The organism is Dankookia rubra (assembly GCF_004355005.1).
In the GTDB taxonomy this organism is placed as follows: Bacteria; Pseudomonadota; Alphaproteobacteria; order Acetobacterales; family Acetobacteraceae; genus Paracraurococcus; species Paracraurococcus ruber_A.
In genome coordinates this window covers 1-11986 of sequence record NZ_SMSJ01000126.1, presented here as the reverse complement: position 1 = coordinate 11986, position 11986 = coordinate 1, and the positions used below count along the sequence as shown (strand labels likewise).

Genomic DNA, 11986 nt, shown 5'->3' with positions numbered 1-11986 from the left:
GGGACTACCTCGGTGCCCGGCTCGGCATCATCGGCCAGGCCGGCATCCCGTACCTGCCCGACTTGGTCAGAGCGCGGTGCCAGCCCGCCTGACCGCCACAGGTTTTGCCCCGCTTACGACACATGGCCGTAGATGGTCTGTTTACAAACGACAAATTCTGCCTCGTCCGGCGTGGCTCGCTTGCGCTGCCGTGGCGGCGCGGGCCGTTCGGGGCTGACCGCGAACGGCGCGAGGTGAGTTTGGCTGTTTCGGGAGGAGTTTGCCCTCTCGGAGCGGGCCATGAGGCACCGGCAGTGGACGGTCAGCCGACGGCAGGTCGGTCACCCAGCGGCGCAGCGACGCTGGGACAGGGCCTACCAGCTACTTCTGCAGTCGACGGGCCTACCTCCCAGCACGATCGGCACTCCGGCCGCTCCACAGAGCATTTCGGAGGAACGCCGTCATGCAAGTAGCCGCGTATGCTCGGGTCTCAACTCAACGCCAAGCTCAGGCGCAGACCACTGAGCAGCAACTCGACCGTTTGCGTGCTCATGCCGAGGCGCAGGGCTGGGTTCTGGCGCCGGAGCATGTTTTCCGTGACGATGGCCATAGTGGTGCGAGCCTCAAGCGTCCAGGCTTGGACCGCTTGCGCGATGCTGCAGCGAGCGCGCGTCTGGACCGCGTCCTCATCACCGCGCCGGATCGGCTGGCGCGCAACTATGTCCATCAGGTGCTGCTGGTTGAGGAGTTGCAAAAGCACGGGGCGGTGGTGGACTTCCTCGACCGGCCGATAAGCCGCGATCCGCATGACCAGTTACTGCTCCAGATCCGTGGTGCAGTAGCCGAGTACGAGCGATCCCTGATCACCGAGCGAATGCGGCGTGGTCGCCTGCGCAAGCTGCAGGCCGGCACCCTGCTACCTTGGTCGCGGCCGCCTTACGGTTACCGGCTCGACCCCGAACGGCCGCGTGATCCAACCGGCGTGCGGCTGGACGAGACGGAGGCCGCCGTGATCCGCGACCTGTTCGCTCGGTTCACTGACGAGGGCACACCAGTGACAGCCCTGGTGCAGCATCTGCATCGCCTTGGTATTCCCTCCCCTCGGGGACATCGGAGGTGGTGCACCACCGTTCTGCGCAGCGTTCTCTCCAATCCCGTCTATCTCGGGCAGGTCTTCGCCAATCGGCTGCGCAGACATCCGGCGGAGCAGCGACGTTCCGCCCTGCTGCCGATCGGCCGCGGCCAGGGCAGCGCGCGGCTGACGGATCCGGCCAAATGGATCGCGGTTGCGCCCGTGCCGGCCATTGTCAGCCAGGAGCAGTTCGATCGCGCGCAGGAGCGGTTGAGCTATAATCGACGCATGGCACGACGTAATAACCGCGTGCACCAGTACCTCCTGCGCGGAGCTATGGCCGAAACTGGGTGATGGCGGGCTGAGAGAGGCGGCGTATCGAGGCGGGTGACGAGCCTGCCAGGACCTCCCGAAGGAGCGATACGCCATGACGAGCGATACCACGGTGGTTGCCCTGCGTCAGCCGGAGGCGGTGGATGACCCGCTGACGGCGGTGCTGCGGAGCGGCACCCGCCGGCTACTGGCGCAGGCGGTGGAGGCGGAAGCCGAGGCTTTCCTGGCTGAGATGCGGGGGCAGCGGCTGCCGGACGGGCGCGAGCGGCTGGTTCGGCATGGCCACGGGCCGGAGCGCCTGGTGCAGACTGGGATTGGGCCGGTGCCGGTGCGGCGGGTCAAGCTGCGCTACCGCGGTGCTGGCCAGGAAGGGGAGCGGATCTGCTTCGCCTCGAACATCCTCCCGCGCTGGGCACGGCGGACCCCAAGCCTCAATGCGCTGCTGCCGATCCTCTACCTGCGTGGGGTCTCGATGGGCGACTTCCAGGAGACCTTGGCGGCCCTGCCGGGCAAGGAGACGCCAAACCTGTCGCCGGCGGTGATCGCGCGGCTGCGGGACACTTGGCAGGCCGACTATGCCCGCTGGCAGCGGCGCGACCTCGCGGCGCGGCACTACGTCTACCTCTGGGCTGACGGCATTTACCTGCAGGCGCGGATGGAGCCACAGGCCGAGTGCATGCTGGTGCTGATCGGCGCGACGCCGGAGGGCAAGAAGGAGCTGGTCGGCTTTCAGGTCGGGGTACGCGAGAGCGCGCAGAGCTGGCGCGAACTGCTGGTCGACCTCAAGGCCTGTGGTCTGGCGATCGCGCCCGAGCTGGCCACCGGCGACGGGGCGCTCGGCTTCTGGAAGGCGCTCGAGGCGGTCTTCCCCAGCACCCGGCATCAGCGGTGCTGGGTGCACAAAACCTCAAACGTGTTGAACAAGGTGCCCAAGTCCGTCCAGCCCGCGGTCAAGCAGGAATTTCGCGAGATCTGGCAGGCGCCCGATCGCGCCACCGCCGAGGCAGCGATCAGCACGTTTGCCGAGAAGTACGCCGCCAAGTACGAGAAGGCGGTCACCTGCCTGCTCAGGGACCGTGACGCGCTGCTGACCTTCTACGACTTCCCAGCTGAGCACTGGGACCATCTGTGGACCTCGAACCCGATCGAGAGCGTGTTCGCCACGGTGCTGCACCGAACGGTCCGAACCAAAGGTGCGCTGTCGCAGAACACCGCCCGGCTGATGGTCTCCAAACTCGTCATGGCCGCGGCCAAGACGTGGCGCCGCCTCAAGGGCGAGAACCAGTTGCCGAAGGTCATCCAGGGTGTCAGGTTCCGAAATGGCGTCGAGGTCAAGGAGACGCCAACACAGACCGCCGCCTGATCGGCTGGCTGTCACCCAGTTTCCTGCGTAGCTCTCCTGCGCGGCGTGGTCAGCTGTGGCCAATGTCGGCGTGGCTGCACGGGGCGTCATATGCCGAAGGGCTACGACTACTATCTTTGCCGCACCAAAACACAGCTGCCTGTGATGATGCCAGGCGAGCGGTGTCCGGCTCGCTATATCCCGGTCCGGCCGCTGGAAGAACTGGTCTGGCGCGACCTGTGTGAGGTCCTCGCCGCGCCGGAGATGATCGCGCATGCGATGCAGCGGGCCCGCGGTGGGCACTGGCTGCCGCAATAGTTGCAAGCTCGTCGCGCCAACCTTCGCCGAGGCCGGGTAGCGCTCGGCCAGCAAATCGAGCGGCTCACCGAAGCCTACATGGCCGGTGTGGTACCACTGGCCGAGTACGAGCGGCGTCGCCGGGATACCGAAGCCCGGCTGCTGGCGCTCGATGGCCAGGAGCGCGAACTCCTGCAAGACGCCGACCGCCAGGGCGAAACTGCCCGGCTCGCGGCCCAGGCCGAGATGTTCTGTCAACGCGTGCGACAAGGCTTGGAGCAGGCCGATTTTGATCGCAAGCGCGAACTGCTCGAGTTGCTGGTCGACCGCGTCATCGTCACAGATGTCGACCGCGTCATCGTCACAGATGTCGACCGCGTCATCGTCACAGATGGTGATGTCGAAATCCGCTACGTGATCCCCACTGGACAGGATGGCGAACGAGACCCCTTTTGTCGATTGCGAACGGACTATCTACGGCCATGTGCGCGCCTTTTTCCGCGACGGGGGTTGGGAGAGCATACGCCACCATATCGTCGGCATGCTGCGCGAGGGCGCGGGGCACGAGCCAGGCCCGACCGCGGCCATCCCCGGCACCCAGAGTGTGACGACAACGGAGAGCGGTGGGCCTCGCGCCTACGACGCAGCCAAGAAGATCAAGGGGCGCAAGCGGCACGTCGCGGTCGACACGCAGGGACTGTTGCTCGGCGTGCTCGTGCATGCCGCGTCCATCCAGGACGCGGACAGCGCGGGCGACCTGCTCCGGCGTATCAAGCCCCTCTACAACTGGCTCCGGGCCGTGTTCGCCGACAGCATCTACGACCGCCTCGCCGTCCTGCGCGCCTGCTTTCTGCTCGGTCTGACGTTGATCGTCGTCCGCCGCGTCGCAGGCACCAAGGGCTTCGTCCTGCTGCCACGCAAGTGGGTGATCGAACGAACCATTGGTTGGCTCGGGCGATGGCGGCGCCTTTCCAAGGACTATGAGCAACGGCCCGAGGTCGCCGAGGTGATGGTCACCCTCGCCATGATCCGCCTCATGCTCTACCGCCTCGCTCACCCAAACCGCAAGCGGCTTCCTGCCCCGTAGCTTTCAAAACAGCCTTTCAGGCCACATCACGGCAGGTAGCGCTACGGCAAGACCCCGATGCAGACTTTCATGGCCTCATTGCCGCTTGCCCGAGAGAAGATGCTGCAGGCACAGTAGGCCGCGGACAATCACGCCAGATCGGACACGCCCACCCGCCGATCAGGTGACCGTCAGATTAAGTCCATACTTCTACAGGTGCGGGTATTGGGGTGGATCTGCAACATGGGTTACCCTCGTCCAGATGCACGAGCGCCGAGGTGCTCAAAGCGGTAGGAAAGCGGTAGGCATGGTCTACGATGGCCAGCCCAAGCGGGTCCCAACAATGCTCCGCGACCAGACAATTAGGCGGCTCGGTGTAAATCAGGCCCTTGACATTGGTGTTGATTATCGCGTCCCAATCATCGAGGTCGGCGGCCTGGGCCGGCTCCAGCCCGCGCGCCATGCCGGCGTTGTTCACCAGGACATCGACTTCGGCGAGGGCCGGCGGCAGGCCGGCGTCTACAGCGGCGCGGTCGGTGAAGTCGAGCGCCGGCGGGTAGACGCGCCCCGGCCCGAGCTCGGCGGCCAGCGCCGCCACCCGCTCCGCCCGGCGGCCGAGCACCACGATCCGCACGCCATCGGCGGCGAAGCGGCTGGCGATGGCCAGGTCGAAGCCGGCAGTCGCACCGGTGACGAGGACGATCATGCGGGGTTTCCTTCGCGTCTGCGTGATCCCTAAGTTAAAGCGTCAGGGGTTGAAACACCTTACGAAATGTCCATTATCCTGACGGTCGGCCGGCGTTGCAGACCGCTTCAAGGCGGCATGTCCCTGCAAAGGGCCTCTTGAGCCGACGTGCGCCCCGATATCGGGCGTACAAGATCTGGGCGCTGAGCCATGCGCCTCCTGTCTCGCAACGATTGGGGGCTGTCCCTGTGTTTCCCGTGAAGACCGTGCGGCTTTGGCTGTGCGTGCTGTTCCATGCGTTCGCTTCTCCAGCTCTGCTGCCGCTCCCGGCCCGGGCCGCCGAACCGCAGGCCAACGAAGTCCTGATCCGCATGGAGGAACGCCGCGCGCGCGCGGCCGGCATTGACATCACGCGGGTGCAGGCGGAGGGCGGCACGAGCCAGACCATGCTGCCGGGCACCGTCGCGGTGCCGCCGCAGCAGTTGCGCATCGTCGCCGCCCCCGCCGCCGGCCTGGTGGAATCCGTGCTGGTTGCGCCGAACGAGCCGGTGAAGGCCGGCCAGCCCATCGCCCGGCTGCGCAGCACCGACCTGCTGGAGGCCCAGCGCACCTACCTGCAGGCCCTGTCGGGCGAGGCGCTAGCGCGCCAGCGCCTGGCCCGCGACGAGCAGATGTTCAAGGAACGGATCATCGCCGAGCGCCGCCTGCTGACCACCCGCGCCGACTACGACTTCGCCCGCACCACCCTGCAGGAGCGCGAGCAGATGATGGCGCTGCTCGGCATGGCGGAACCTGACATCAAGGCGCTGCGCGAGAGCCGGAGGATGGCCGCCGCGCTGGTCGTCACCGCGCCCGAGGACGGCGTGGTGCTCGAGACGCGGACCAGCGCCGGCGAACGCGTCGCCGCCTCTGCCCCGCTGTTCTCCATCGCCCGGCTGAACCCGCTCTGGGTTAACCTTCAGGTGCCGCTGCCGCAGGCCATGGTGATCGAGCCGGGCACGCGCATGAGCGTCCCCGGCACCCCGGCGCAGGGCGAGGTGGTGCGGCTCGGCCGCAGCGTCGACCCCACCACCCAGAGCGTCACCGCGGTGGTGGAGGTGACCGACGGCGCCGAGACGCTGCGGCCCGGCCAGGTGGTCACCGCCGCGGTCGCGCTGCGGCCGAACGGCACGCCGCAATGGCGGGTGCCGGCGGGCGCGGTGGTGCGCCATGCCGGGCGGTCCTGGGTCTTCGTCCAGGTCTCAGACGGCTTCCGCGCCAAGCCGGTGACGGTGATCGCCGAGACCGCCTCCGGCGCCTCGATCCGCGCCGGGCTGGCGCCGGACGACAAGGTCGTCTCGCGCGGGATCCTCGCGCTGCTGGCCGAACTCACCGACATCTACGGGGGCTGACCGACGATGCTCGGACGTCTTGTCGCCTGGTCGCTGCGGCGCCGGCTGATCGTGCTGCTCGCCACCATCGGCATCATCGCCTGGGGCGTCGACAGCTACCGCAAGCTGCCGATCGACGCCTTCCCCGACGTCTCCCCGATGCAGGTGCTGGTCGCTATGCAGGCGCCCGGCCTGCCGCCGGAGGAGCTGGAGGCGCAGGTCACCAATCCGGCCGAGATTGCCATGAAGGGCATCCCGAACCTGGTCGGGATCCGCTCCATCACGCGCTACGCGGTGGCCCTGATGACCTTCGAATTCGCCCCAGGCACCGATATCTACTGGGCCCGCACTCAGGTGGACCAGCGGCTCGACGACCTCGAGGAACAGCTGCCCGACGGCGTGAAGGGCGGCCTCGCCCCGGTGGTGACGCCGCTCGGCGAGATGCTGATGTTCACCCTGACCGGCGGCGGCCTATCGCCGCAGCAGCGGCGCAGCATCCTCGACTGGACCATCCGGCCGCAGCTGCGCGGCCTGCCCGGCATCGCCGACGTCAACACCCTCGGCGGCTTCGTCCGCACCTACGAGGTGGCGCCAAACCCCTCCGCCATGGCCGCGCGCGGCATCACCACGGCGATGCTGGCCGAGGCCCTGCAGCAGAACAACCGCAACGACGGCGCCGGCCGCGTGCGCGACGGGGAGGAGGCGCTGCTGGTCCGCGCCGAGGGCCGCATCCGCACCATGGACGACATCCGCGCCATCGTCGTCGCGGCGCACCCGACCGGCGTGGTGCGCATCTCGGACGTCGCCGACGTGCGGTTCGGCGCGCTGGCGCGCAACGGCGTGGTGACGACGAACGGCGAGAGCGAGGCGGTCTGGGCCATCGTGCTCGGCCTGCGCGGCGCCAATGCCAAAACCGTGGTGAACAACGCCAAGGCGAAGCTCGAGCAGATCCAGAAGACCCTGCCGGAAGGCGTCACGGTCGACATATTCTATGATCGCAACGAACTGATCGAGAAGGCGGTCTGGACCGTGCAGAAGGTGCTGCTGGAGGCGATCGCGCTGGTCGTCGTCCTGCTGATCCTCTTCCTCGGCAACCTGCGGGCGGCGCTGGTGGTCTCCCTGACATTGCCGCTGGCGGTGCTCTCGACCTTCATCGTCATGCGGCTGACGGGAATCTCGGCCAACATCATGTCGCTCGGCGGCCTGGCCATCGCTATCGGCCTGCTGGTCGACTGCTCTGTCGTCGTCGTCGAGAACACCGCGCACCACTTCGCCCATGCGCATGGCCGCACCGACTTCCGCACCCGCATGCGGATGACCGGGGAGGCGGTGCGGGAGGTCGCGGTGCCGCTGGTCTCGGGCGTCGTCATCATCGTCACCGTCTTCCTCCCCCTGCTGTCGCTGCAGGGGCTGGAGGGGCGGCTGTTCGCCCCCGTCGCGCTGACCATCACCTTCGCGCTCTGCGCGGCGCTGCTGCTCTCGCTGACGGTGGTGCCGGCGCTGGCCGCGACCCTGCTGAAGCAGGGCGGCGGCACGCGCGACCCCTGGCTGGTGCGCCTGCTGCACCGCGGCTACGACCCCTTCCTCGGCTGGGCGATGAAGAAGCCGCTCGCGGTCGGCGCCGTCGCCGTCGCCGGGCTGGTCCTCGCCGGCTTCCTCTTCACCCGCATCGGCTCCACCTTCATGCCGGTGATGGACGAGGGCACGCCGGTGGTCACGCTGCGCAAGCACCCGACCATCGGCGTCGATGCCGCCGCCGCCACCGACCTGATGATCCAGCGGCAGATCATGGCCGCAGTGCCGGAGGTGCGCGGGATCATGGGCCGGGCCGGCGCCGACGAGCTCGGCATCGACCCGGTCGGGCTGAACGACAGCGACCTCTTCCTCGACATCAAGCCGCGCGAGGAATGGCGGCAGCCGAAGAACCGCAACTTCGTGGTGAACGAGGTGCGGAAGGTGCTCGACCACATCCCCGGCATCTCCTACGCGATCAACCAGCCGATCGACATGCGGGTGCAGGAGATGATCATCGGCGCCCGCGGCGACGTGGTGATCAAGGTCTTCGGCTATTCGATCGACGAGCTCAACCGCATCGCCGGGGAGGTGGAGAAGGCGGTGCGCGGCATCGCCGGCGCGTCCGATATCTTCGCCCTGCGCAACGAGGGGATGAAGTACCTGAAGGTCGAGATCGACCGCTTCGCCGCGGGGCGGCTCGGCATCAGCGTGCGCGACGTGCAGCAGGCGCTGCGGGTCTGGGTGGATGGCCGCGACCTCGGCATCGTGCTGGAACAGGAACGCCGCATCCCGCTGGTGCTGCGCGGCGAGGGCAGCCTCAGGCGCTCGGCCACCGACCTCGAGCGCGTCATCCTCGCCCTCCCCGGCGGCCGCACCGTGGCGCTGTCCCAGGTGGCGCATGTCAGCGAGGAGGAAGGCCCGATCCAGGTGATCCGCGAGGGCACCCAGCGCTACGCGACGGTGCTGGCCAATGTCCGCGGCCGCGACCTGGTCGGCTTCGTCGCCGAGGCGCAGGCGGCGGTCGCCAGTGCGGTGCAGGTGCCCGGCGAGTACCGCCTGGAATGGGGCGGGCAGTTCGAGAACCAGCAGCGCGCCTCCGCCCGGCTGGCGGTCGTCGTGCCCATTGCGCTCGCGCTGATCTTCCTGCTGCTCTATTTCACCTTCAACTCGGTGCGGGAAGCGCTCCTGGTGTTCTGCAACGTGCCCTTCGCGGCGATCGGCGGCGTCATCGCGCTGTACCTTTCGGGCGAGTTCCTCTCGGTCCCCGCCTCGGTCGGCTTCATCGCCCTCGTCGGCATCGCGGTGCTGAACGGCGTGGTGCTGATCTCCTACATCAACCGGCTGATCGCCGAGAACGGCATGTCCCTGCACGAAGCGGTGCGGGAAGGCGCCAGGCGGCGGATGACGCCGGTGGTGCTGACCGCGACCATCGCCGCCTTCGGCCTGGTGCCTTTCCTCTTCGCCGAAGGCCCGGGCTCCGAGATCCAGCGGCCGCTGGCCATCGTCGTCATCGGCGGGCTGGTGACGGCGACCGTGCTGACCCTGGTGCTGCTGCCGATCCTCTACGACCGCTTCGCCCTGAGCCGGGCGGAGGCAGAAGCCGAGGCGGAGGCGCACCCCGCACCGGCACAGACACCGGCACCTAAGGCGCATCCTGCGGCACGCCCGGCGGCGGCGGAGTGAGGCCGATGCAGCGCGCCTTCCTCGCCGCGGCCACCGCCGCGGCGCTCCTCGCCATACCCGCCGGCGATGCGGGGGCGCAACAGACGCCGCTCTCGCGTCCGCCGCTCTCGACCTTCCAGGACCCGGCGCCGCTGCCGCCGGTGGCGCAGCCGCAGCCGGCGCCGCGCCGCACCGAGCCGCGGCGGGAGGAAACGCCCTCGCTCCGCGCCCGCCGTGCCCCGCCGCCGGTCACCGGCCCCGCCGTCCAGCTGCGGCTCGAAAGCGCGGCGCTCGGCCGCGACCTCGACGCGGCGCTCGCCATCGATGCCGGGACGCGGGCGATCCTCGGCCAGCGCAACGCGATCCGCGCCCGGGACGCGCAGGTGCGCTCCCCCATCGCCGGCTCACCGGCGCTCGGCGGGTCCTTCCGCTCCGACACCCGCGGGCCGCGCCTGGCCAACGAATGGGATGTCGAGATCGGCGCGCCGATCTGGCTGCCCGGGCAGCGCGGCGCGCTGGCCAATACCGTTACCGCGGGGGTCGAGGAGCAGGACCGCCGCCTGGCGCTGCGCCGGCTGGAGCTCGCCGGCCTGCTGCGCGACGCCTACTGGGCGGTCGGCCTGGCGACGTCGGAGCTGGGCGTGGCGCGCGACCGGCTGGCGACCGCGCGCGACATCGGCCGCGACGTGCAGCGGCGGGTCGAGCTCGGCGACATCCCGGAGACCGAGGCGCTGCTGACCCGGAACGAGGAGCTGTCCGCCGCGCTCGACCATGCCCGGGCCGAGGCGGCGGTCGCCGCGGCGCGGGCCAGCTACCGCACCCTGACCGGCGGCAGCGAGGTGGCGCTGGACTCCGCCGCCACGCCGGCCGGCGGGGGGCGGCTGGGACCGGCCTTGGCCAATGGCGCCGGCCATCCGGCGGTGCGCGCCGCGGAGGCCGCGCTGGCCACCGCGGAATCCCGCAGCCGGCTGGTGGCGGCGACGCCGATCGACAACCCGGAGCTCGGCTTCTTCACCCGCGGCCAGGGCGGGCCGGTCACCGAGAACGGCACCTCGCTCGGCCTCCGCGTCCGCATCCCATTGCCGACCGAGGCGCGCAACGCGCCGCGCCGGGCGGATGCCGAGTTCGAGCGGACCCGGGCGGAGGGCGAGCTGATCCAGACCCGCCGCGTGGTGGCGGGGGAGGTCGGGCTGGCCCGGCTCGCGGTGCAGGCGGCCGAGCAGGCGCGGCAGCTTGCCGGCGACCGCAAGGCGGTCGCCGACCGGCAGGCGGGCGCGGCGCGCACCGCCTTCCGCGCCGGCGAGATCGGCGCCTTCGACCTGTTCCGCGTGCGGCAGCTGCAGATCGAGGCGCTGGCTGTGGATGCGCGGGCTCAGGTGGACGTGGGGCGGGCGCGGAGCCGGCTGAACCAGGCGCTAGGGCTGGCGCCGTGACGCCCGGCCCTGCCCCGGGTGTCTGGACCGGCATCGCCCTGTCGTTTCAGGGCAATACCGGGCTGGCCTGCGTCGCGCAGGCGATCCACGCCGCGCCTTCCCGCTCAGGATGATCGCGCTCTACGGCGGTTTGCGTTCAAGGGTGAGCGCGGCACCGCTCTAGGCCTTTTTTTCTAGGCTGGCAAAGCTGGCTGGCAGGCTTTCTGTTCCAGCTCGGCGAGGTAGGCCTTGGGGTCGCGCCGAAACCGGGTGCGTAGGATTCGCGCCTGATGCCGTGGCGCGAGCCGGCGCCGAAGGTCGGCCCATCGCGTTCGACTGGCGCGGCCGAGTTCGCGGGCGGTGGGCGGATGCAGCCGCGTTGCGATAGCCGAGATCACCCGGACCTCGCCGCGCAACACGATGGCAGGCGAGGCCGTTTTGCGTCCTGTGGCACGGCGCTCGTGGTAGCGCTGTGAGCCGAACAGCTGCTCGAGGCCATTGTCGGTCCGCGGCAGGTCGGGGATGGCGTAGCAGTGGAACAGCCCCGGCCGGTAGCTGCGGGTGACCTTGCCGAAGTGCTCGATCGCCCCAGCCAGGCTTCCAGCCTTGGCGCGATGGCGGGCCATGGCGGCGACCAGGCCGTCAAAGCGGCGCTGGACCTTGATGGCATCCTCGCCGGCCTCATTGCCCAGAATGTGCGCCGCCCGGTGCACCCAGTCATAGGCGCACGCGATGTCCGGCCAGAGCTCGGCCGTGCGCTCCAGGCCGCGGCCGATCAGTTGGCGCAAATGCGTGAGCGGCGCCGAGCCGCCCCTTTTTCCCTCACCCGGTCCAGGCTGTCCGCCACCGCCTCCAGCCGAGCCTTGAGCCGCAGCCCCGAGGCGGCCAGCGGCGGGCGGCCATCATCGGTGATGGCACTGCGCACCGCCGCGCAGTAGCCGCGGGCCACCTCGGCCGCCGTGTCGTCCTGCCCCTCCAGCGCCCGCTCGATCGGCCGGACCCCGCGCACCTCGGCTTTCAGCCGCACCTTGGCATGCCGGTCTGCCTCGAAGACCGGATGCGCCGCCTCGCGCAGGAAGTGAAACTGGCAGAGTTGGTGCGGCACTCCCGGCAGGGCCCGCTCGACCGCCCGGCGGATCGAGGTCTGCCCGTCGCTGACCACCCCCAGCACCGGCACGCCGACCGCCCCGGCCACCTCGCGCAGCAGCGGCTCGAGATCCTTCGCCGTGGCCGAGAGCAGGCTGCGCGCCAGC

Annotated in this window: 8 protein-coding genes and 1 pseudogene; 7 read left to right on the top strand and 2 right to left on the bottom strand. The window is 69.7% G+C overall.

The window, feature by feature from the left end; genetic code table 11:
- Window positions 1-442: 442 nt before the first annotated feature.
- From E2C06_RS32930 to E2C06_RS32915, 4 genes are all read left to right on the top strand, one after another.
- Complete coding sequence (locus tag E2C06_RS32930) at window positions 443-1405, top strand: recombinase family protein (protein ID WP_133292797.1); 963 nt, start codon at window positions 443-445, stop codon at window positions 1403-1405.
- 73 nt (window positions 1406-1478) lie between these two features.
- Complete coding sequence (locus E2C06_RS32925) at window positions 1479-2747, top strand: IS256 family transposase (protein ID WP_133292796.1); 1269 nt, start codon at window positions 1479-1481, stop codon at window positions 2745-2747.
- Between the two features lie 45 nt (window positions 2748-2792).
- The gene (locus E2C06_RS32920; protein WP_165982821.1) at window positions 2793-3044 is read left to right on the top strand and encodes a zinc ribbon domain-containing protein; all 252 of its coding nucleotides are present in this window, start codon (window positions 2793-2795) and stop codon (window positions 3042-3044) included.
- Between the two features lie 412 nt (window positions 3045-3456).
- On the top strand, window positions 3457-4110 hold the full coding sequence (locus tag E2C06_RS32915) for an IS5 family transposase (protein WP_133292794.1): 654 nt from the start codon (window positions 3457-3459) through the stop codon (window positions 4108-4110).
- Window positions 4111-4285: 175 nt separating this feature from the next.
- Here the strand turns inward: E2C06_RS32915 and E2C06_RS32910 are convergent, their stop codons facing one another.
- Window positions 4286-4795 carry an SDR family NAD(P)-dependent oxidoreductase gene (locus tag E2C06_RS32910; RefSeq protein ID WP_133292793.1) on the bottom strand — a complete coding sequence of 170 codons (510 nt, stop codon included), beginning with the start codon at window positions 4793-4795 and terminating at the stop codon, window positions 4286-4288.
- Window positions 4796-5145: 350 nt separating this feature from the next.
- On the opposite strand from E2C06_RS32910, the gene E2C06_RS32905 reads away from it, so the two are divergent.
- The 3 genes from E2C06_RS32905 to E2C06_RS32895 are packed head-to-tail and all read left to right on the top strand — an operon-like array spanning window position 5146 to window position 10754.
- A complete protein-coding gene (locus tag E2C06_RS32905) occupies window positions 5146-6165 on the top strand; it encodes an efflux RND transporter periplasmic adaptor subunit (protein ID WP_133292792.1) in 1020 nt (339 codons plus the stop codon).
- Window positions 6166-6171: 6 nt separating this feature from the next.
- The gene (locus E2C06_RS32900) at window positions 6172-9342 is read left to right on the top strand and encodes an efflux RND transporter permease subunit (protein WP_133292791.1); all 3171 of its coding nucleotides are present in this window, start codon (window positions 6172-6174) and stop codon (window positions 9340-9342) included.
- Between the two features lie 5 nt (window positions 9343-9347).
- Window positions 9348-10754: a TolC family protein gene (locus E2C06_RS32895; RefSeq protein WP_133292790.1), complete on the top strand. Its 1407-nt coding sequence runs from the start codon at window positions 9348-9350 to the stop codon at window positions 10752-10754.
- A gap of 173 nt (window positions 10755-10927) precedes the next feature.
- Here the strand turns inward: E2C06_RS32895 and E2C06_RS39950 are convergent.
- A pseudogene (locus E2C06_RS39950) lies at window positions 10928-11986 on the bottom strand (ISNCY family transposase); the annotation flags it as partial.